At 48.9% G+C, this 19,235-nt stretch carries 26 protein-coding genes and 1 pseudogene; 19 read left to right on the top strand and 8 right to left on the bottom strand.

The genetic code is table 11. The features are described 5' to 3' along the window. The first annotated feature begins 44 nt into the window (after window positions 1-44). From FPL14_RS23035 to ytvI, 4 genes are all read left to right on the top strand, one after another. A complete protein-coding gene (locus tag FPL14_RS23035) occupies window positions 45-1,160 on the top strand; it encodes an HD-GYP domain-containing protein (protein WP_182299943.1) in 1,116 nt (371 codons plus the stop codon). A gap of 161 nt (window positions 1,161-1,321) precedes the next feature. Further along, window positions 1,322-2,476 (top strand): radical SAM/CxCxxxxC motif protein YfkAB, encoded by a 1,155-nt coding sequence (gene yfkAB, locus FPL14_RS23040; RefSeq protein WP_182299944.1) that lies wholly within the window; start codon window positions 1,322-1,324, stop codon window positions 2,474-2,476. A 54-nt stretch (window positions 2,477-2,530) separates the two neighbouring features. After that, window positions 2,531-3,889: a hemolysin family protein gene (locus FPL14_RS23045; protein ID WP_182299945.1), complete on the top strand. Its 1,359-nt coding sequence runs from the start codon at window positions 2,531-2,533 to the stop codon at window positions 3,887-3,889. 33 nt (window positions 3,890-3,922) lie between these two features. Then, on the top strand, window positions 3,923-4,957 hold the full coding sequence (gene ytvI, locus FPL14_RS23050) for a sporulation integral membrane protein YtvI (protein ID WP_182299946.1): 1,035 nt from the start codon (window positions 3,923-3,925) through the stop codon (window positions 4,955-4,957). Between the two features lie 90 nt (window positions 4,958-5,047). Here the strand turns inward: ytvI and FPL14_RS30390 are convergent, their stop codons facing one another. From FPL14_RS30390 to ssuD, 5 genes are read right to left on the bottom strand one after another with little or no spacing between them, the layout of a single operon-like run. Further along, window positions 5,048-5,386 carry a hypothetical protein gene (locus FPL14_RS30390; RefSeq protein WP_220471179.1) on the bottom strand — a complete coding sequence of 113 codons (339 nt, stop codon included), beginning with the start codon at window positions 5,384-5,386 and terminating at the stop codon, window positions 5,048-5,050. Then, on the bottom strand, window positions 5,383-5,856 hold the full coding sequence (locus FPL14_RS30395) for an ATP-binding cassette domain-containing protein (RefSeq protein WP_220471180.1): 474 nt from the start codon (window positions 5,854-5,856) through the stop codon (window positions 5,383-5,385). The genes FPL14_RS30390 and FPL14_RS30395 overlap by 4 nt, the downstream gene beginning before the upstream one ends. 12 nt (window positions 5,857-5,868) lie before the next feature. After that, window positions 5,869-6,909, bottom strand: coding sequence for a taurine ABC transporter substrate-binding protein (locus FPL14_RS23060; RefSeq protein WP_182299947.1), 1,041 nt, complete (start codon window positions 6,907-6,909; stop codon window positions 5,869-5,871). A 25-nt stretch (window positions 6,910-6,934) separates the two neighbouring features. Continuing rightward, the gene (locus FPL14_RS23065) at window positions 6,935-7,702 is read right to left on the bottom strand and encodes an ABC transporter permease (protein WP_182299948.1); all 768 of its coding nucleotides are present in this window, start codon (window positions 7,700-7,702) and stop codon (window positions 6,935-6,937) included. A gap of 6 nt (window positions 7,703-7,708) precedes the next feature. Then, window positions 7,709-8,887 carry an FMNH2-dependent alkanesulfonate monooxygenase gene (ssuD, locus tag FPL14_RS23070; RefSeq protein WP_182299949.1) on the bottom strand — a complete coding sequence of 393 codons (1,179 nt, stop codon included), beginning with the start codon at window positions 8,885-8,887 and terminating at the stop codon, window positions 7,709-7,711. Between the two features lie 254 nt (window positions 8,888-9,141). Between ssuD and FPL14_RS23075 the strand changes: the two genes are divergently transcribed. The 3 genes and pseudogenes from FPL14_RS23075 to FPL14_RS23085 all read left to right on the top strand — a co-directional run. Further along, complete coding sequence (locus tag FPL14_RS23075; protein ID WP_182299950.1) at window positions 9,142-9,375, top strand: spore coat associated protein CotJA; 234 nt, start codon at window positions 9,142-9,144, stop codon at window positions 9,373-9,375. Between the two features lie 178 nt (window positions 9,376-9,553). After that, window positions 9,554-9,787 (top strand): spore coat protein CotJB, encoded by a 234-nt coding sequence (locus FPL14_RS23080; RefSeq protein ID WP_182304115.1) that lies wholly within the window; start codon window positions 9,554-9,556, stop codon window positions 9,785-9,787. Between the two features lie 16 nt (window positions 9,788-9,803). After that, window positions 9,804-10,007: pseudogene (locus FPL14_RS23085) on the top strand (manganese catalase family protein); the annotation flags it as partial. A 19-nt stretch (window positions 10,008-10,026) separates the two neighbouring features. On the opposite strand, the gene FPL14_RS23090 reads toward FPL14_RS23085, so the two are convergent. From FPL14_RS23090 to FPL14_RS23100, 3 genes are all read right to left on the bottom strand, one after another. Continuing rightward, window positions 10,027-11,613, bottom strand: coding sequence for a recombinase family protein (locus FPL14_RS23090; RefSeq protein ID WP_182299952.1), 1,587 nt, complete (start codon window positions 11,611-11,613; stop codon window positions 10,027-10,029). Between the two features lie 78 nt (window positions 11,614-11,691). After that, entirely contained in the window at window positions 11,692-12,468 is a 777-nt protein-coding gene (locus FPL14_RS23095; protein ID WP_182299953.1) for an ImmA/IrrE family metallo-endopeptidase, read from the bottom strand. Window positions 12,469-12,489: 21 nt separating this feature from the next. Continuing rightward, window positions 12,490-12,867, bottom strand: coding sequence for a helix-turn-helix domain-containing protein (locus FPL14_RS23100; protein ID WP_229263633.1), 378 nt, complete (start codon window positions 12,865-12,867; stop codon window positions 12,490-12,492). Between the two features lie 124 nt (window positions 12,868-12,991). Between FPL14_RS23100 and FPL14_RS23105 the strand changes: the two genes are divergently transcribed. The 12 genes from FPL14_RS23105 (at window position 12,992) to FPL14_RS23160 (ending at window position 19,223) form a co-directional block, all read left to right on the top strand. Further along, window positions 12,992-13,237, top strand: a complete 246-nt coding sequence (locus FPL14_RS23105) for a helix-turn-helix domain-containing protein (protein WP_182299954.1) — start codon at window positions 12,992-12,994, stop codon at window positions 13,235-13,237. Window positions 13,238-13,255: 18 nt separating this feature from the next. Next, entirely contained in the window at window positions 13,256-13,492 is a 237-nt protein-coding gene (locus FPL14_RS23110; RefSeq protein WP_182299955.1) for a hypothetical protein, read from the top strand. A gap of 61 nt (window positions 13,493-13,553) precedes the next feature. Then, window positions 13,554-13,742, top strand: coding sequence for a hypothetical protein (locus tag FPL14_RS23115; protein ID WP_182299956.1), 189 nt, complete (start codon window positions 13,554-13,556; stop codon window positions 13,740-13,742). A gap of 125 nt (window positions 13,743-13,867) precedes the next feature. Continuing rightward, window positions 13,868-14,146 (top strand): helix-turn-helix domain-containing protein, encoded by a 279-nt coding sequence (locus FPL14_RS23120; protein WP_182299957.1) that lies wholly within the window; start codon window positions 13,868-13,870, stop codon window positions 14,144-14,146. Between the two features lie 60 nt (window positions 14,147-14,206). Continuing rightward, window positions 14,207-14,512, top strand: coding sequence for a hypothetical protein (locus tag FPL14_RS23125; protein ID WP_182299958.1), 306 nt, complete (start codon window positions 14,207-14,209; stop codon window positions 14,510-14,512). A gap of 486 nt (window positions 14,513-14,998) precedes the next feature. Continuing rightward, the gene (locus FPL14_RS23130; RefSeq protein WP_182299959.1) at window positions 14,999-15,868 is read left to right on the top strand and encodes a DeoR family transcriptional regulator; all 870 of its coding nucleotides are present in this window, start codon (window positions 14,999-15,001) and stop codon (window positions 15,866-15,868) included. Beyond that, window positions 15,855-16,196 (top strand): hypothetical protein, encoded by a 342-nt coding sequence (locus tag FPL14_RS23135; RefSeq protein WP_182299960.1) that lies wholly within the window; start codon window positions 15,855-15,857, stop codon window positions 16,194-16,196. Before FPL14_RS23130 ends, FPL14_RS23135 begins: the two co-directional genes overlap by 14 nt. Further along, window positions 16,193-17,599, top strand: coding sequence for a replicative DNA helicase (gene dnaB, locus FPL14_RS23140; RefSeq protein WP_182299961.1), 1,407 nt, complete (start codon window positions 16,193-16,195; stop codon window positions 17,597-17,599). The genes FPL14_RS23135 and dnaB overlap by 4 nt, the downstream gene beginning before the upstream one ends. A 19-nt stretch (window positions 17,600-17,618) precedes the next feature. After that, a complete protein-coding gene (locus FPL14_RS23145) occupies window positions 17,619-17,828 on the top strand; it encodes a hypothetical protein (RefSeq protein WP_182299962.1) in 210 nt (69 codons plus the stop codon). 35 nt (window positions 17,829-17,863) lie between these two features. Then, entirely contained in the window at window positions 17,864-18,055 is a 192-nt protein-coding gene (locus FPL14_RS23150) for a hypothetical protein (RefSeq protein ID WP_182299963.1), read from the top strand. A 14-nt stretch (window positions 18,056-18,069) separates the two neighbouring features. Next, window positions 18,070-18,603: a hypothetical protein gene (locus FPL14_RS23155; protein WP_182299964.1), complete on the top strand. Its 534-nt coding sequence runs from the start codon at window positions 18,070-18,072 to the stop codon at window positions 18,601-18,603. A gap of 299 nt (window positions 18,604-18,902) precedes the next feature. Continuing rightward, window positions 18,903-19,223: a hypothetical protein gene (locus FPL14_RS23160; protein ID WP_182299965.1), complete on the top strand. Its 321-nt coding sequence runs from the start codon at window positions 18,903-18,905 to the stop codon at window positions 19,221-19,223. Window positions 19,224-19,235 lie beyond the last annotated feature (12 nt).

Here is a 19,235-nt window from a genome sequence, read left to right on the forward strand (position 1 = left end):
GAATTCAAGTTGAAAATTTCCAGTAAAAGGGGGGAAATGAAGAAATGCGCATGATGCCGATTTCTCTAAGTCGGCCGGGCATGAAACTGGCCAAGAAAATTTACTCCGATGACGGCATCGTGTTATTGGCCGAAGGGGTCGAGCTGACGTCGTCGCTCATCCGCCGATTGGGAGATTGCGGTGTCAGTTTCCTGTATATCCAAGATGCGAGATTGGACGACTTGGTCGTACCGGAGCTGCTGAGCGAAGAAACGCAACGAAACACGATTCAAGCGATTCGTCACGCTTTCCGTGAGTTCGTCGATTTTCCTCGTCGCAACAAATCCGCAACATATCCTTACATCGGACGAAACATGCGCAACGCGATGCAACAAATTATGGACGAACTTGGCAGCAGCAAAGACGCGATGATCATGCTGATGAATTTGCATACGGTAGATCATTATTTGTATATGCATTCGTTGAACGTGTGCGTATATTCGACTCTGCTTGGCATCGCCAGCGGTTATGACAATGAGCAACTGATGACGTTGGGGCTTGGAGCGATGCTGCACGACATCGGCAAAACCCAAATTTCCATGCAGGTGTTGCTGAAGCCGGGAGAGCTATCGGCTTACGAGTTCGAAGAGATGAAGCGGCATGCGGAACGCGGCTATTATCTGCTCAAAGACGAGCCTAACATTCCTTTGCTGGCGGCCCATTGCGCTTACCAGCACCACGAGCGGATTAACGGTTCCGGTTACCCGAGAGGGATCAAAGGCGATGAAATCCATGAGTACGCCAAATGGATCGGCATCGTGGATTCTTACGATGCCATGACCAGCCACAGAGTCTATCGCGATGCTATGCTTCCGCACCAAGCGGTGGAGGCATTGTACGCCGGCAGCGACATACTGTACGATACCTCGAAGCTGCAATTGTTCCGGGATAAGGTAGCCATTTATCCCATCGGAATTACGGTAAAGCTTAATACGGGACAAAGCGCGGTCGTCAGCGACATTAATTCGACGTGCGTCCATCGCCCCGTCATCCGCGTCCTTACCGACGAAGAAGGCATGGAGCTTAAGGTGCCGTTCGATATGGACTTGTCGAAGCATCTTAACGTCTTGATTTCGAAAATCGAGCTGAACTCGGACGAAATGAGTTCGCAGCCCGCATGACGGAGTTTAACGGCTGACCCTGAAGCAGTGTGGATACTGCGAAGGGTTAGCTTGTTTTATTTTACCGATCGTTGAACTATCGAACTTTATTAAGAGTTTGTTTTTATTCCTCTCGACCAGTACAATAAAAGGAACGTAACAAACGACAGGAGTATGAACAAATGCAAGCAATTTCCCAACCGGCTGCAGTGGCTCCGTTCGCGCCGCCATCAGGCTGGAGAGCTTTAAACCCTTCGTACGATCCTTGGGATCCGATCCGTTCGCTGCAACGGTTCGGACGCCATGAGCTTACGAGCGTCGAATTAACCGTCACCCATTTGTGCAATATGAGATGCGAGCATTGCGCGGTCGGAGATAGCCTGACGATGAAAGAGGCGCCGAATATTCCGCTGGAGCTGATTTTCAAAAGACTAGACGAAGTCGAGCACCTAGAGACGATCAGCATGACCGGCGGAGAACCGACTTTCAGCATGGACACGGTCCGCAACGTGATTATACCCGTATTGAAGTACGCGAGAACCCGCGGGGTGCGCACGCAGTTGAACTCGAACGTCACGATGGATTACGAAAGATACGAGCTTATCGCGCCTTTTTTGGATGTCATGCACATATCTTTTAATTATACGGAAGCGGCGGACTTCCATCAGGTCGGATTCGCCCGGACAGGCCGCGAAGTCAAACCGGCGGCGACGGCCAAGATGTACGAGCGAATGATCGAGAACTCGCGGAAGCTTGCCGAAGGCGGTTTATTCGTCTCCGCTGAATCCATGATCAACTTTAGAACGTATAACAAGATATCGGATATCCATCGGATCATTGTCGAGATGGGTTGCCTGCGTCATGAGGTACATCCTATGTACCCCAGTTCCTTCGCTTCGGGTCTTCCCGCTATTACCCGCAAGCAAATGTTCGAAGCCGTGGAGACGCTATTGAACACCCGCGATCCGAACGTTTGGATGTTGTTCGGCACTTTGCCCTTCTTCGCTTGCAGCGAAAATGAAGTGGAGCGGCGGTTAGTAAAAAGGCTAAGGGAAGAAACTAACGTTACCGTTCGCAATGATCCGGATGGACGAAATCGGGTAAACGTAAATATATTCAGCGGAGACGTCTACGTTACGGACTTTGCCTCGGTGCCATCATTCGGAAATATTCATAACGAAAAGTTAGACGATGTATTCGCCAAATGGCGGGAGCATCCGATGCAGCAAGCCGTGAATTGCCATTGCCCGAGCGCAAGCTGTTGCGGTCCTAATTTACTCGTATCCGATATGTATTATCGAGAAGTCGATTTTACCAAAAGGCTTGCAATCCCCTAAGGCATCGAGCCTTGAATTGTCCGGACGGGGTAGATGAGGAGGAGCACGATTTAATTGGAACTACAATGGGGTTTAATTTTTTGGAACGTTGTTTTGGTCTTGTTTCTAGTGTTTCTTAACGGTTTTTTCGTGGCATCGGAATTCGCGCTGGTCAAAGTGCGTCAAACTCGGTTGACCCAATTGAGCAACGAAGGGAACGTACGCGCCAAATACGCCCTTAAGGTCAACAAAAGATTGGATGCTTATTTGTCGGCGACTCAGCTGGGGATCACTCTGGCTTCGCTCGGACTCGGTTGGGTAGGGGAGCCGGCGATCGCCGACTTGATTATCGCTCCGTTGCTGCACGATTTCGGCGTCACCGATGAAACCGTTATTCATACGATCGCATTTACCGTAGCCTTCTGCGTCATTACTTTCTTGCACATCGTGCTTGGCGAATTGGCGCCCAAATCGTTGGCCATCCAGCGGTCCGTAGGCGTTTCGCTCTGGCTTTCGTTCCCGCTGTTGATGTTCTACAGACTGTTTCTTCCCGTCATTTGGTTCCTGAACGGTACCGCTAATCGCCTGCTGAAGCTTGTCGGCGTAGAGCCTGCCAGCGAGCATGAAGCTGCCCATACCGAGGAAGAAATCCGCATCCTGATGGACCAAAGCGCGAAGAGCGGCATTATCGATAAAGACGAAATGACTTTATTCGATAACGTCTTCGAGTTCGCCGACCGCGTAGCCCGCGAGGTTATGTTGCCGAGAACGGATATGGACTGCTTATTCACGAATATGTCCTATGCGGACAACATGAAACAGGTGTATCTGTCCAAGCATACCCGTTATCCGGTTGGCTTAGAGGATAAAGACCAGATTCTCGGTTTCGTGCATATTACCGATCTATTGACCGCGGATCCGGACGAAGAGCACGATCTCAAGGAATTCCTTAGGCCGATACTGAGCGTCCCTGAATCGATGGAGATCAGCAAAATATTGAAGCTGATGCAGCGGAAAAAATCGCAGGTCGCCATCGTCATCGACGAATACGGCGGAACGGCCGGAATGCTTACAGCCGAAACGATTCTAGAGGAGCTCGTCGGCGAGCTGCACGACGAGTTTGACGATGAGTTGCCAATGGTCGTCGTAAAAGGAGAATTAACGTCCGTAGAAGGGCGTATGCTTATTGAAGACGTAAACGATTTGTTCGGTCTCGAGATCGAAGACGAGGAAGTGGATTCGATCGGCGGTTGGTTGTTCAATTACCTGGAAGGCAATATTTCCAAAGGCCAGAAGGTCAATTACGAGAACTACGTGTTCGAGATCGCGCAGACCGAGCGCTTGCGGGTTCAACGGGTACATATTTATAAAAATAAAACGGCCCCGGTCGAAGTCGGGGAGCCTGGATCGCAGTCGAAAGATCAAACGAAATAATCGGGGGATTACGGGAGTAAGAGGAGATAGGCCATGCCGATTCGAACGTTGGTGTTGATGGTTGTTTCGCTCGCCTTTCTGTATTTATTGTTTACGGTGGGCGCTCCGTTTCTATTAGCTCTAGTCGCGGCTATCTTTCTTGAGCCGTTGACGGAGCTGCTCATGGTCAAGACCCGAATGAATCGATTGGCCGCCTCCACGATCTCCAGCACCTTGTTTACGGTCATTTTGCTCGGGCTCTTAGGCTTGATCGGGATGAAGCTGGTCAGCGAGCTTAGAGCGTTCTTCGATAAGCTTCCGGGCATGCTCGAGACCGCGAATGATTACATACGCGATTTGATCGAACAGGCTCAACGGTATTCCAGCAATGGATCCGCGCCCGTCCCCGACCAATTGGAGCAATGGGTTACGAACGCAACCGGGGCTCTAACGCAGCTGTCTACAAAAATTTCCGGAGTCTTGTTCGGTTTCGCTTCGGGAATACCGGACTTCTTCATCTTCTTCATCGTATTTTTGGTAGCCGTGTATTTATTCACTTTGAGCTTGCCCGTTATGAAGAGCTCGTTCTTGTCTTTGTTCGAGGATAAGTCCAAGCTTCAGGTTGAAGAGGTATTGGTAAGCTTGCGCAAATCGGTATTCGGATTTCTCCGCGCGCAACTGCTGCTTAGCATTATTACATATGTGTTATCGTTTATCGGTCTATTAATTATTGGCACGGGATACCCTCTAGCGATCGCTCTATTGATTGTGGTCGTGGATATCTTGCCCGTACTCGGCGTCGGATCCGCGCTAGTGCCGTGGGCGTTATATCAACTGGTAACGGGTAATGTATACACCGGTGTCGGCTTGATTCTGCTGTTCCTCGTCATAACGGTCGTTCGTCGCATCGTGGAGCCGAAAATATTGGGAGATGCGGTCGGTATCGGGGCTTTGTCCGCATTGATCAGCCTATACGTGGGGTATGAGCTCGTGGGCGTTATCGGTGTGTTCTTAGGCCCGATCGTCGTTATCGTATTCATGGCGATGCGCAAGGCAGGCTTGTTCGACTTCAAGATCAAGTTCCAGTAGTCCCGTTCCCGGGAAATAGATAACACAAAGAAAAATGGAGGGCCTCGGCTGGGAGGCTCTCCATTTCGATTTTGCGCGAGATTAACGAGTTTACATGCGTTCTAGCAACGTCTCCCTAAGGAACGCATATTCTTTGCTCTTGCGTAAAGACGCCGTGCTTCCGCCTTCTTCGAACAGGGGATTCGCCATATCGGTGCCGATCGTTCCCGGGGAACCGCGCATGACGATAATCCGCGTGCCTAAGAACAAGGCTTCATCCACATCGTGCGTAATGAAGAAGACCGTACGGCGCTCGGTGCGCCAAATCGATTTGAGCAAATTTTGCAACGATTCCCGGGTAATGGCATCCAGTGCGCCGAACGGCTCATCCATCAGCATGATCCGCGGCTCGGAAGCTAGCGTTCTGGCGATCGCCGCCCTTTGTTTCATTCCTCCGGACAGCTGGAAGGCAAATATTGAGCGTAAGGCCCAAGCCCTACTTGAGCGATTATTTCCGAGGCAATACCGTTGCGCAGTTGCTTGGGAACTCGCTTCATTTTCAGTCCGAACTCCACGTTTCGTTGCACGTTAAGCCAAGGAAACAGGTTGGCATGCTGGAAAACGACGCCTACTTCGGCATTGGGAGAGGAATGGGCTCGACCCAACACGTTGAAGCTCCCGTCCGTCGGTTGCTCGTATCCCGCAAGCAAGCGAAGCAAGGACGTTTTACCGCATCCGGATGAGCCTAACACGGCTACGAATTCATGCTCTCGAATGGTTAAGTCGATCCGTTCAAGAACTTGTTTGTTCTGACTGCCCGAACGATAGCTCAATGACAGATCGCGAAGCGCGATTAGAGTCTCAGCTTCGGCGGAAGGGGAGCGATCGGCCCGGCTGTCCGTAGAGATAGAGAGCGCCATACTCCGGACCTCCTATCGTTTCAATGCTTCTTGGCGAATCGCATTCCGAAAGCTCTGGATATCGGGAGCGGACGGAATTTGTTTCTGGTCGACTAGAAATTGTCCGGTCTGAAGAAGGACGTCCGCAAAGCCGCTTTCGCTTTTTTGGCTGCCCAAATATTTAGCGTCGCCCTGCTCCTCGGAAGTGAGCCATACGAGTTGCTTCGTCTGAGCGAGCGCGTCGTTCTCGTCGGTGCTGAGCACGGGCGCCAACGCTTTGGCGACCTCTTGCGGGTTATCCCGGTATTGCTTAACTGCCTCATCGAGCACGGTTACGTAATCCTTCACGAAATCCGGATAATCGTCGGCGAACGCGGTGCGAACGACGCCTACATCGGCGGTAATGATTCCTTTGTCCGCCAGTTGCTCGGCCGTAATCAACACGGAGCCGTCATCGGCAATAAGCTTGGCGAGCGTCGGGTTCCATACGAATGCGCCGTCGATGTCTTTGCGTTGCCATGCCGCGAGAATATCCTGCGGCTGCAGGTCGAGAATCGTGACCGAAGCGGGATCTACCCCGTCCGATTTCAAGGCGGACAGCAAGCTGAAGTGAGCAGTGGAGCCGAAAGGCACCGCAACCTTCTTGCCGGCCAAGTCCTTCACGCTTTTAACGTTGGAGCTGTTGCGCACCGCTAACGACTCGGCTTCTCCTATAATGTCGTGAAGGAAGTAGACTTGATAAGGCAGTTTGTTCGTAATGCCTATGGCGACCGGAACCGAGCCTGCCAAACCGAGATCGATGCCTCCTGCGGCAATGGCCGTATTCACGTCGCGGCCGGAATCGAAAGCTTTCCAAGTGATCTTGGTATCCGGGAATTTTTTCTCCGCCAAGCCTTGCGTTTTGACTAGCAATTCCGCGTTCGGAATGACTTGATAGCCAATGGTCACTTCTTTAGGAGTTTTCCCCTTGTTATCCGAATCGCCGGAACCGCAACCTGCCGATAGAACGGATAATACGATAATAAGCGCTAACGATAAGAGAAGACTTTTTCCTTTGAATAGGTTTGCTGCCATGTTGATTAACCCCATCTCCGTTTTATTATTCTTTGCCTTTCCAAGGTACCCGGTTATGCTCCAGCCATCTGATCGACGCATCGATCAAAATGGCGATTAACCCCATAAGGATAATGCCGGCGAAAATGATGTCGCTGCGAAGAAATTTACTAGCGTCGAGTACCAACCAGCCCATTCCGGATACGGCAGCTACCATCTCCGCGGCAACCAGCGTCGTGTACGTCATGCCGATCGACGTGCGGATGCCGGTGAAGAGATCCGGCAACGTTGAAGGGAAGATAACATGGGCGAAAATATCCCAATCCTTCGCGCCGAGAGAGCGAGCCCCGTTAATTCGATCGCGAGGCACTTTGGAAACGCCGGATACGACGGATAAATAAAGCGGTGCAAATGCCGCGAGAGCGAGCAAGGCTACCTTCGAGGAGTCGCCGATGCCGAGCCATAGTACGAGCAAAGTGTAATAGGCGAGCGGCGGAAGAGGACGATAGAACTCGATGAAAGGATCGACGAACGCCCGGACTTTGGCAAAATACCCGCTCAATAGACCAAGAGGAATCGCGGTCAGCAGGGCGATGGCGAAAGCAAGGGCCAATCGCTTTAAGCTTTGGCCGATATGGATGATTAAAGGGCTTCCTTTGTAACCGTCTTGCATGATTTCCATGAAGGCGTTCCATACCGCTGCCGGAGTCGGCAGGAATAAAGAACTGACGGCGCCGCTTAAGCTTACGATCCACCATGCTCCGAGAGCCGCGAGTACGGCAACGAAAGAAATTCCAAGATTGCGAACGTTCATCGGCGGTCATTCCTTCCGGTTGAAAGTCGGGATAGGCAGAGGGGCGCTGCCGTTTGCCGCAGGGAAGTGCTCATATGCAACGATCTCGCCCGCCGGGGGGTTCTGCTGCCCGCTGTTGGCCTCGGCAACGGCCGAAGTCCGCGGCAATAACGGGAATAGCAGTTCGGCTATCCTATGAGCTTCCTCAAGATGCGGATATCCGGACAGAATAAACTTCTCGATGCCCAAATCCGCGTATTCGCGAATCCTTTCGGCAACCTGCTCTGGGCTGCCGACGAGAGCCGTTCCCGCTCCGCCTCGGGCCAAGCCGATTCCAGCCCATAGATTGGGGCCGATCGCGAGCTTGGACCGGTCTCCTCCGTGCAAGTCCGCCATCCGTCTTTGACCGTGCGAATCCATTCTCGCGTATACTTTCTGGGCTTTGGCGATCGTATCGTCATCTAGATAACGAATTAAGTCGTTCGCGGCTTCCCATGCTTCCCGTTCCGTTTCCCGAACGATCACATGAAGCCGGATACCGAATCGCAACGTCTTTCCGCTTGCCGCCGCCTGCTCCCGGACGTTTTCGATTTTCTGTCTGATCTGCTCCGGCGGCTCTCCCCACGTTAAATACACGTCGCAATGCTTAATGGCCACGTTGATTCCGGCAGGCGACGACCCTCCGAAAAATAGCGGCGGGTGGGGCCGTTGAACGGGAGGATAGAAAATTTTGGCGCCCGTTACCTTCAAATGCTCCCCTTCATGATCCACGGAATGTCCGCTCAGCGTTGAGCGCCAGACGTGCAGGAATTCATCGGTTACCTCGTATCGTTCGCCATGCTCAAGATAGACTCCGTCGCCTTCCAACTCTTCGGGGTCGCCGCCCGTCACGACGTTCACGAGCAATCTGCCTTCCGAAGCCCGATCGAATGATGAAGCCATTCTAGCCGCCAAGGTGGGAGACATAAGCCCGGGCCTTACCGCTACGAGAAACTTGAGCTTGCGAGTGAACGGAATAAGCGTGGATGCCACGACCCATGCATCTTCGCATGCTCTGCCCGTCGGCAGCAGCACTCCTTCGTAACCCAGTTCGTCCGCGGCCGTTGCGATCTGCCTGAGATACGCGGGCGTTATCGCCCGGGCGCCTCGGTTAGTACCGATGTGGCGACCGTCTCCGTAAGTCGGAATAAACCAAAACAGTTCCATGAGGTTTTCCTCTCTTTCCTTTAATGGGTAACGCAAAAAGATCCATCCAAGAGGAGCCAGATAAAGGCGACTTCGGATGAATCTCCAGTCATCTGGTAGATTCTTTACGAGTTATGAAAAAAATGTTAACCGAATATTCCGAGTATGTCAATCGGAATTTAACGATAAAAATTAAAGGGAAAGAAGACATGTATACCGGGCATAGGATATAAGCGGATAGGTTAGGTGAACTCACATCGAGGAGGTAATAACCGATGTATGATGCCCAGTGGCGAGATTATAAGCCTTTCGTTAGCCCGTTCGACCCTTGCCCTCCTATTCGCGTAAAGTGGTATATCGTACCGCCTAACCAATTTATTAATTTCCAGCCGATGAATTTGCCGCAATATTCATTAGACGAAGCCTTAAGGCGGGGAACTTTATGGCCTGCGCTCTATAGCCCTTATCCGTCCAGACGCGCGGTTAAAGGAGGCAAAGGGAATGGTTGACCGATTCGAACGGGAGGAGCGAGGCGGACGTATTGACCGTAATGAACATTTCGAGTACCGTAACGATCGGGATATTCGCAGCGATCGGGATGTACGAATTGAACGCAACGAACGCAACGAACGCGAAGAGCGAGGCAAAAAACCGGCGCAGAGCCTGCGCGGAGACGAAGCATTTTACATGGAGCTCTTGGAGCTTCAGAAGGTAGATTTCGCTCTCGTGGAGCTGACTTTGTATTTGGATACCCACCCGACGGATATGCAGGCGGTGCAGCAATTTAACCAACTGGCCCAAAGAAGGCAACAAATCGCCAACGAGTTCGAGATGAGATACGGCCCCTTATTGCAGTTCGGACATAGCTACAGCCGTTTTCCGTGGCAATGGGTGGAGAGCCCGTGGCCGTGGCAAGTATAAGAAGGGGGGGAACGTAATGTGGATCTACGAGAAAAAGCTGCAGTATCCCGTTAGAGTAAGCAAGTGCGATCCTAGGATGGCTAGATATTTGGTTGAGCAGTATGGAGGCGCGGACGGCGAGCTGTCGGCCGCATTGCGGTATTTGAATCAACGGTACACGATACCGGATAAAGTGATCGGATTGCTGACGGACATCGGGACGGAGGAATTGGTACATATATGTTATAAGTGATGATAAATTACTGAATGGCTTTAGGGAATAGGTCTAGTGTGAATTGATCTTCAACACCAGACCACCGACCGCCTTTGTCTTTGCGGTAGGTTGCAGAAGATAGAACCGACTTTAACAACTCGTTCTTCTTACTTGCCTCGCTTGTCCTCGGATATAGAGAAAGAACCTCTTTAACTTTTGGTATGATCTCCTTATTAGCAGAGATGCGTTTTTCCTCTTCCTCAAGAACAGCCTCAGCATTCCGTATACCTTCTTCTATTTCTTCAATCGTCTTTTTCAATGCAACAGAACGTTCCATAAACACATCAACCGTATACACTCCCTGTTCCAGTAAATCATGGAGATTGTTTTTTTGTCCCTGCAAGGTCGACAGTTTCTTCCTCATACCCTCTACGGCGCTCTGTACGGCTTTCTGTTTAACTGCGTCAGTCTGTTCAGCAATATGACTCTTTCGTTCCCATTGGGTGCTGTAACGCTTCAACCACTCCGTTAGACCCGATAGAATCCGTTCTTCAACGATATGGAGGTATGAGCTGACGTTTGGGCATCTCGGGCGAGAGCAAATTAGCGAAGTATAATCCTTGTCCTTGTATGGTCGTCCAACCATTGCTTTACCACAAATTCCGCACTTAACTAGACCGGCTAATGGGTTTGTGATTTTCCCTTCGACCGATCGTATATGGGAGTTTCCCTTCATTATCCGTTGCGCAAGATCGAACGTTTCTGATGTTACGATTGCAGCATGAAGTCCTTTCTTTTCTATCGTATTCTCTCGGGCGACCCGAGGGCGGCTTTTTCCATCTTTCTTTCGAACCTGTGGGCGCGATTTCCAACGAACATTTCCAATGTATGTCGGATTCCGCAATATGCCATTTATTGTTGCGACCGTCCATTCTGCTCCCTTGAGAGTTGGTATTTTAAGAGTTTCATTCAAATAACGAGCGATCCGTGAACTACCCATACGCTTTTCGGGATCTGGGTCGGTATATAGAGAGAAGATGAGTTCCACGATCGGGGATTGTTCTTGATGAGGTTCTAGAGTCCATCCCTTACCTTCAAGCTTTTTACGTACATAGCCGTAAGGAGCGATGTTCCCAGCGTATCGGCCATCTATTACTGCGGTCGTTCGTCCGCCCTGTAGTCGGCGTGTGATTGTCTTAAACTCGCGACGACTCATAAATAATCCAAATTCGAAATACTCTTCATCATCTGGGTTTGTTGGGTCGTATGTACGCATAGGCGTAATAATTAACGTGTTAGAATATTTGAATGCTTGAGCAACAATGCCTTGATCCATAGTATCGCCACGGGCTAGTCGTTCAACTTCTACAACCAAGATTCCATTCCATTTACCTCCCTCAACATCTCCAATTAGGCGAATCATCTCCGGACGCTCCGAAATACGTTCTCCTGATGTCGCCGGCTTCTCCTGATACACTTCTGAAATAGTAATATTGAAACGTTTAGCTAGGTCAATGAGCGTTCGTCTGTGTACTTTGAACGTGTCCTCTGCACCGCGAGATTCACTCTCAAGATCTATACGTGATTTACGAAGATAAGCTGCATATTCTCCGGGCGGTAACTGTCCGTACATTTGTATCCCTCCTGAAAAGAAAAAGCCCTGCTCGGGCTTATTTCATGGCGTCCCAAAAAGTGACTTCAAGGGCTATAACTATTCGTAGCCGTACATTCTTCGATATCTGTCGAGCATGTCCTCATTCTTTTTCCAAATAGCTTCGTACCGTCGTTCAAATAAGCGTTGTTTTATTTTTAATAAGCGTTCAGTTTCTTCGATCGCGGCTGCGGACTCCTCATATGCAACCCAAGTCGCGAACTTCGCTTCTAAAGGAGGTTCAGGCAGTACAACTTCTTCAATAGGCGGCCATTCATCCAGCCTTGCAGAACTAATAAGGCTATCACGTATATTTGGAGCAAGGTTATTTATTCGTTTGTTTGCTGCCGTTATATTTACATCGCATTTATCAGAGAGATGCTGAGCGGATAGATCGGCAACACTATTAAATATGTAATTTGGCATCAACACCCGACTCGCGAACCAATGTGCCTCGACTTCCATAATTCCGGCCACATAATCTGGAATAGCGGACATGTCGGAATGACTGTTCAGGAGAAATTGTCCGTGCAATAAGATATGACCGAGTTCGTGAACTTTAGTAAAAAGTTGTCGTCGGCGCATGGTCTGTTCGTCATATTTAATATCTATGTCTGTTGCTAGAAAGATGATATACCTGCACTTATTTCCTTTGATGAGTTTGACCATATAACCATCAGGACCTTCGAGTTCTTCGTATCGAATCTTCCACTTACGCTGCTCAAGGTATTTTTCGATTCGGATCGGGGGGGGAGGATATCCGAGTTCTGCTAGTACCGATTGTGCCACTCGGTTGACAAGTCTAAAGCGCGGAGCGGTCAAGTTCGGTAATTTCAAATTGTGATCGCCCCTTGAAAATTAGTCTTCGTCCTCGTCAAATGCTTTCTTAGCTTGTTCGACAAGCTTCAAGAATTTAGCGTATGCCTTGGGAGACATTTCTTCTTTTGCACGCATGATAAACTGAACTTCCGGAAGGCTGGCAATATCCTGAGAGTCCTTTTTCAAAGTAGGGTCATCAGATCTGCCAAGTAAATAGTCGGTCGAGGTATTAAGTACTTTTGATGTGGTCTGGATGTCCATAGAGTCAGGTATGGAATACCCGCGCTCCCAATTAGAAATAACCTGCGGAGAAACGTTAACGCGTTTCCCGAGGTCTTCTTGGGTCCATCCCCGTTTTTTTCTTAGTTCTTTTATCCTTGATCCAACGCTCTTTTCCATATAGATCACCAATTTCATAGTATCACCAACTAACGGATTATGATATAAAACTAACGAAATATGAGAATATCCCTTGACACTAACGGAATCTGTTAGTAATATGAAATCAACGGATTGCGTTAGTTGAATGGAGGTGATCTCGATGGTACATGAAAATGTTGAGAAAATTCGTACCGCAAAAGGAATTACAAAAACGTTCGTTGCAAATAAGCTTGAACTGTCATTGCAAGGATATCGTCACATCGCCTCTGGTAATGTTCGGCTTGATACGGAGCGATTGAAGGTAATTGGCGAAGTTCTAGGCGAAGATCCGGCAATTTTTTTATCGAATGAACTAACGGAATCCGTTATAAATCGATTGTCCGGTAAGATCGCATCAACAGCTTAAGGTGAGGAGTGAATCTATTTGAAACGCCCAGGACATGAAGAAATCGAGGCAGCTCTCGCACAGATTGCTGCGACTTCGAGCGATTATCACGTTGCGGAAACGCCGGAAAGACTTTTGGAGCTCAGCGGAATGTCCGCGAGCTTCGTGAAAATCGCGGTAGAAACGAAATCAGTCACCCCGTCCGAGCTACGATTGACGGTTGCGCTGTTCAACCAAGCAGCGGACAAGTGGCTCCGACTTTACGAAGCGAGGTGAATTTTGAATGCCCGTCCTCCAGTTACAGCCGCATATAACTCCTAATGGAGGGGATGCGGTTATGAAGAAAGAGAAGGCACCATTGCATGGGAATATCGTTAAAACAATGATGATCGGAAATACGACGATTAATTTTTGCGATGACTGCATTGTTAAGACCCCCGAAGAACTTGAGAAAGTCCTTGATCGATTCCACGCAGCCGGTTGGGCCATTATCGAAGAGTTGGTAGCGAAGGGCGAGTCTGTGTAAAAAGAAAGCCCGCCAACCGGCAGGCCATAAACAGAAGGTGTGGGGTTACACCGGGTACACAACTAGATTACTATAGCCCATTGATCTTTGTCTGTTCCAAGTCGGAACAAGGAGAGGCTAAGAATATGGAACAAATCGGAATGCTATTAAAAAAATGCAGGGAGCGTAAAGGCTGGAGTCAAGAGTTCTTAGCAGAACGGCTGAACTACTCCAGAAGCAGCATAAGCAAGATCGAGAAGGACCGAAAGGGCATCGACTTTCAAGTCGCGATCCAGTGGTTCCGAGAAACCGGCGCACAAGATGCCGCCTACGCGATCATTTCGGGAACGGATGTAATTTCTATTATTCAAAACATTTTCGATATGGGAACCGGCATTATGAACCTCTTATTATTAGTTGCTTAATATACAAATTGTATCATTATTTGAAAATAATAACAAGATGTATCGAAAGGTAGTGATAGTGTGTTCCACGGAAACGACACTCAGCGTGCCGCCAAGCATATTGAAGCGGCTTTGCAACACTTGAACGAAGCAAAGCATCTATTGCTTCGAGCGAAGAACGACCAACGAATTCACCTTTGCGTGAACGTCGGATCGCTGGAAGAAATTAATGCGATTTTGTTAGACCCGCAGTGTACGCCGGATATTGCAGAAAGTTATGACGAGCTAGAATACGCTCCCATATTTGATGACTGCGCATGGGACGGGGATCGCATCGACGCTACAAAATCCATGCTATTCAATCAGTACCTTATGAATGGAGGCTGAGGCAGTGGAAGGGTTAAGGAAACATTTATGTGACCTCATTACATTTCGGAATCTACTGCAAAGGCAAGTAATGGACCCCGAATCATTGGCGCTTGCTCTTTGGTGGCTAGATAAAGAGATTGACGAAGCGTACAGGGACTTGGATGCCTTGATGAGAAGTTCGGCGGCATAAAAATAACCCTTCTGCGGGAACAGAAGAGTTTCGGGCCTTACAAATTATTTAGGACTTTATTATACCACATTCCAACGGGAAGAAGGGAAGGAAATGGGATTTCGATGGAATAAGGAAGGCTCCGAAAAGGCGGTTGTCTGTATGGCATGTAGTCGAATTAAGGCTAAGAGAATGTCTATCGATGAAGCAATCAGATTTACGATTCCTCTTCATTCCAAAAACCCCGAAGCCATCCCTAAGAGAACGTTGGAAAGGTTGCGAAAGCTGATTACGGAAAAAGCGGGATGAATCGATGTCCCAAGGGGGATGAGGTAATGACGGATAGTTACCCGTTTCCGATGTACTCGGGGATCTTCGAACCCAAACATTACGACAGAATAGGGACGGCCCTGTGGTTCTTCTCTTGGTGCATCAACTCCACGACAAAAGAGTCCGAGGAAGGGGACGGAGTGACGTGGGGATACGTGCAAGGCAGTAGACCCATTAAGTTGTCAGAACTGGCCGCTCCATTCGGAGTATCGGAAAAAACGGTTAGAAGATGGATCGACGACCTCGAAAAGTATGGGTACATTCGGACGAAACGAGCGCCATACGGACTAATCATCGCTGTCCGAAACTCGAAAAAGAGAAAGGACAAAAACGTCCAATCTGATGATAAAGAACGGACAAAAATGTCCGATCTCTCAGGTGGAGAATGGACAGAAACGTCCGATCTCTCGGACAAAAATGTCCAATCTAATAAAGACTTTGTAATAGACCTTAATACTTCTTCTTCTGTTTCTTTGGATCAGGAAACCTTGATTAAGAGGTCGTTGGAAATCGAATCACATTTCTGCTTAAGACGAGGAAGGGGCTTTAACGTAAGTCCGGCAGACTTTAAGGCGATTCAAGAGATTGTCGCGGAAGGAGTTCCAACAGACCTGATCAAGTCCAGTATCGACCGCGTGTTCGCAGAGTACAAGCCTAAGCACCAGAGAGATGAAATACGAACGATAACCTACTGCCTCCCGCGCTGCTATGACGATTGGGAGAAGAGTAAGCAGCTTGAATCCATAACTTCTCCTGTCGTGCCGTCGGCGGGGTTAGTCGCCCTTGGGACTCAACGCAAAACGAAGAATCAGCAAGAAATAGACGAGCTTGAAAATTTGATCCGGGAGGAGAGAGAGCGTCTTGAGACTGGATGAGGTGGCCGAGCTCTACAAGCGGATTAAGAAACAATATCCATGGTTCGACGCAAGTATAAATCGCGTCCGAGAAGACCATTCCGATTATCTGCATAAGTTTCCGTTCGAAACTGCTATGGAGAATGTGAAAAACCATATTTTGACGGAACCCCAACCCCCAACAATTGCCCACATCCGCGGTCGACAAGGGGAGTTGATGGAAGCCAAACGAAGCAAAGAATCAGCTTCGGCGCACATGGCTAACTTGGATTCGGCGAGTAAATCTAATATTCCCCCTCCAATCGGATATTGGGAAAATCTTAGATCAAAGATTCGGGGTGACGCATGAACGACTTAGATAACTGGCTGGATATGCAACCGCAAGCAGACATTGAAGCCGAGCATGCCACTCTTGGAGCGATACTTCTTGAACCTGATACGCTTGATTTGGTCAGAGAGAGGCTTCAAGGCGGGGAATTTTACGAACCGGCACATCGGAAAATCTTCCGGGCAATGGTCAAGGTCACAGATAACGGGAACCCGTTGGACCTTCGATCCTTGACGGCTGAATTGTCCGATAGCAAGGAACTTGAATCAGTCGGTGGCATTATGTACCTAACCCGATTGGTGAATTCTACCCCGACGGCGGCGAACGCCGCTTGGTATGCCGAACGTGTTGCGGACGTATTCTTGCGGCGCGAAACCTTCGACACTTTGACGGAGTTATGGCGCAAGGCAATGAAGCAGACGGACACGCGGGCCTTTTTAGAAGTCGCGGATCAAGCCATTAGCAAAATATCCGATCGCGCGGCACCGAAACAGGAATTCAGGAAAATACAAGACGTCATTATCGAAGTCATTGATCAAGCGGAAGTGAAATACAACAACCGCGAGAAGTTCAGCGGCGTGACTGGAACACCTTCGGGCTATGTGGATCTGGATAAAATGACATCGGGATTTCAATCGAACGACCTGATCATCGTCGCGGCTAGGCCGTCAGTGGGAAAAACGGCGTTTGCACTTAACATAGCTCAGAACGTAGCAGTAAGGACCGAGCAGACCGTGGCAGTATTCAGCCTCGAAATGTCGGCGGGGCAGCTAGTTCAGCGAATGGTGTGTGCCGAAGGCAATATCGACGCGAGCCGGATGCGCTCGGGATTCTTCGAAGGGGAAGACTGGGCGAGGATGGGGGAGGCTGCCGGATTACTTGGACAAGCCAACATCTTTATCGACGACACTCCCGGAATAACCGTAAATGAGATCCGTTCGAAATGTCGGCGGCTCAAGAAGGAGCAGGGTATCGGATTGATTCTTATCGATTACCTACAGCTAATTCAAAGCAGCGGGCGCGGGGCAAATAGACAAGAAGAGGTATCGCACATTTCACGGACGTTGAAGCAGATTGCCCGGGAGCTTGAGGTTCCGGTAATCGCGCTATCCCAGCTTTCCCGCGGCGTAGAGCAACGGCAGGATAAACGACCGATGATGTCGGACCTTCGGGAGTCTGGAGCAATTGAGCAGGACGCGGATATCGTCGCATTCTTGTACCGGGATGACTATTACGACAAGGAATCCGAGAAGAAGAACCTTATCGAAATTATCATAGCGAAGCAACGTAACGGACCAGTAGGGACGGTCGAACTCGTTTTCTTGAAGCAGTTTAACAAATTTGTAAGTCTGGATCGTTCTCATGGATCAGCGTTTGCGCCTCCCTTGAAACAAACTGGGACCGATGACAACGAGACGGATTAATAAACCGGAGGTGTGCTGAATGAAAGCAGGCGAAGAGGGTTGGTTCTCGACTTTCGAATTACCCCCGAAAACGGCGATGTTGGTCAAAGAAGAAAAAGAGAAGAAGCACTTTGTACGGATGGATAAACAGGCAAACGGAAACTACATCGTGAAGTATCGCGGACTTACGGAAGCTGAGAAAGCAGATAAGAAACGGCAAGAGAAGATGATGAAAAATATCGTCGGTTGAGAATTAAACCTAGCACCTAAAGGAGAGATAGATAGATGAAAAGCAATCATTCAACGAGCAAATCAGGAGGCATTGGATTTACAGGGTTACTGACCATATTGTTCATTGCATTGAAACTAATCGGCGTTATCGATTGGTCATGGTGGTGGGTTCTGTCACCGATATGGATATCCATCATTATCGTAATGGTGATCCTGTCAATTTTCATTCTAATCACGAAAGGATAAGGAGGCTCAATCCCATGAATGATATAAGCAAACAGAGATATATAGACGGAGATAAGTTGTTGAAGTGGATTGAAGAGCAAATGTTAGCGGGGATCTTTGAAAACGACAACCTTAACACAATCAGAGGGAACGTATTCTCAGGTATTCATGAACACATCAAGTCCGGTCGTTTCGATCTCCTATCCGATCAAGGAGAATCTACAAGGATGCGGGAGGCGTTGGAGAAATTCGCAGACGGCAAAAACTGGACGGTCAGCACGTACAAAAGCGATGTCATTATGGAGTGGAATGAAACGCGATACGGTGACCCGCAAAAGATTGCACGCGAAGCACTCTCCTCCCTTACAGAGGAACGGAAAATACCAACTGATGAGGATTCGATTGCTCGGTACATCGGAGACGTTTTAATTAATGCTGGCGGCTTTCGAGCAGTTAACTGGGAAATGGTGGACATGGACGAGGGGATTATCGATGGTCTCCATGCGGGACGAATTACCATCACGTTTGATTTCCCAGCACTCATCCCAGGAATCACGGAGGAGAGATAGAGCCGATCTATCTGGCGTAGTAGACCCATTATGTGCAGGAGTGAGGTGGAAATAGATGGGCTATGGAATAAAGATGTATCACAAGTATAGACCCGAATCTTTCATTGCAACTCTAAGCTATAAGCCTTCACTCGAAGACATTATTGAGATTGAAGGAGAGTTTTTCAAGGTTCTAAGCGTAGAATCCAAACCTAGAGCCTGTTATGCAACATATGCTTCAAATCACGAGATTTATCAGGTTACTGGATCGTACCCAGGCTAGGTGATTCGATGACCCATTATGCGAAGGAGCGATATTAATGAACATTAAAGAGAAGATGGAATTGAAGTGGGAAGAAATGACTGCCGTAAAAAATGAGCGAGAATCCCTTTTCGATAATTTTGAAGCGAATAAGGAACGAATTGCAGAGTTGCATTTTGAGGTCGAGATTAAGCAATTAGAGTATATGTTTTTGAAGCGAGAGCAGTTAGCTGAACTGAAAAAAACCGAAAAAGTAGCTATCGTTGCTGAATCTGTGGCGAGTGTTGAGAGCATTAATGATACGTGCATTGGGCTTGTTCAAAAACGACTTATTGAGTATGGCTATGAAGAGCGATTAAAGCAAGAAGGATTGCTGTAGCTTATCTGTTGA

It is taken from the genome of Cohnella cholangitidis, assembly GCF_014107495.1.
Lineage (GTDB): Bacteria > Bacillota > Bacilli > Paenibacillales > Paenibacillaceae > Cohnella > Cohnella cholangitidis.

Bases quoted from the DNA above. Each gene is read 5' to 3' on its own strand.
- FPL14_RS23035 (WP_182299943.1), top strand. From the start codon at position 45: ATGCGCATGATGCCGATTTCTCTAAGTCGGCCGGGCATGAAACTGGCC.
- yfkAB (WP_182299944.1), top strand. From the start codon at position 1,322: ATGCAAGCAATTTCCCAACCGGCTGCAGTGGCTCCGTTCGCGCCGCCA.
- ytvI (WP_182299946.1), top strand. From the start codon at position 3,923: ATGCCGATTCGAACGTTGGTGTTGATGGTTGTTTCGCTCGCCTTTCTG.
- FPL14_RS30390 (WP_220471179.1), bottom strand. From the start codon at position 5,386: ATGAAACAAAGGGCGGCGATCGCCAGAACGCTAGCTTCCGAGCCGCGG.
- FPL14_RS30395 (WP_220471180.1), bottom strand. From the start codon at position 5,856: ATGGCGCTCTCTATCTCTACGGACAGCCGGGCCGATCGCTCCCCTTCC.
- FPL14_RS23060 (WP_182299947.1), bottom strand. From the start codon at position 6,909: ATGGCAGCAAACCTATTCAAAGGAAAAAGTCTTCTCTTATCGTTAGCG.
- FPL14_RS23065 (WP_182299948.1), bottom strand. From the start codon at position 7,702: ATGAACGTTCGCAATCTTGGAATTTCTTTCGTTGCCGTACTCGCGGCT.
- ssuD (WP_182299949.1), bottom strand. From the start codon at position 8,887: ATGGAACTGTTTTGGTTTATTCCGACTTACGGAGACGGTCGCCACATC.
- FPL14_RS23075 (WP_182299950.1), top strand. From the start codon at position 9,142: ATGTATGATGCCCAGTGGCGAGATTATAAGCCTTTCGTTAGCCCGTTC.
- FPL14_RS23080 (WP_182304115.1), top strand. From the start codon at position 9,554: ATGGAGCTCTTGGAGCTTCAGAAGGTAGATTTCGCTCTCGTGGAGCTG.
- FPL14_RS23090 (WP_182299952.1), bottom strand. From the start codon at position 11,613: ATGTACGGACAGTTACCGCCCGGAGAATATGCAGCTTATCTTCGTAAA.
- FPL14_RS23100 (WP_229263633.1), bottom strand. From the start codon at position 12,867: ATGAAATTGGTGATCTATATGGAAAAGAGCGTTGGATCAAGGATAAAA.
- FPL14_RS23105 (WP_182299954.1), top strand. From the start codon at position 12,992: ATGGTACATGAAAATGTTGAGAAAATTCGTACCGCAAAAGGAATTACA.
- FPL14_RS23115 (WP_182299956.1), top strand. From the start codon at position 13,554: ATGAAGAAAGAGAAGGCACCATTGCATGGGAATATCGTTAAAACAATG.
- FPL14_RS23120 (WP_182299957.1), top strand. From the start codon at position 13,868: ATGGAACAAATCGGAATGCTATTAAAAAAATGCAGGGAGCGTAAAGGC.
- FPL14_RS23130 (WP_182299959.1), top strand. From the start codon at position 14,999: ATGACGGATAGTTACCCGTTTCCGATGTACTCGGGGATCTTCGAACCC.
- dnaB (WP_182299961.1), top strand. From the start codon at position 16,193: ATGAACGACTTAGATAACTGGCTGGATATGCAACCGCAAGCAGACATT.
- FPL14_RS23145 (WP_182299962.1), top strand. From the start codon at position 17,619: ATGAAAGCAGGCGAAGAGGGTTGGTTCTCGACTTTCGAATTACCCCCG.
- FPL14_RS23150 (WP_182299963.1), top strand. From the start codon at position 17,864: ATGAAAAGCAATCATTCAACGAGCAAATCAGGAGGCATTGGATTTACA.
- FPL14_RS23155 (WP_182299964.1), top strand. From the start codon at position 18,070: ATGAATGATATAAGCAAACAGAGATATATAGACGGAGATAAGTTGTTG.
- FPL14_RS23160 (WP_182299965.1), top strand. From the start codon at position 18,903: ATGAACATTAAAGAGAAGATGGAATTGAAGTGGGAAGAAATGACTGCC.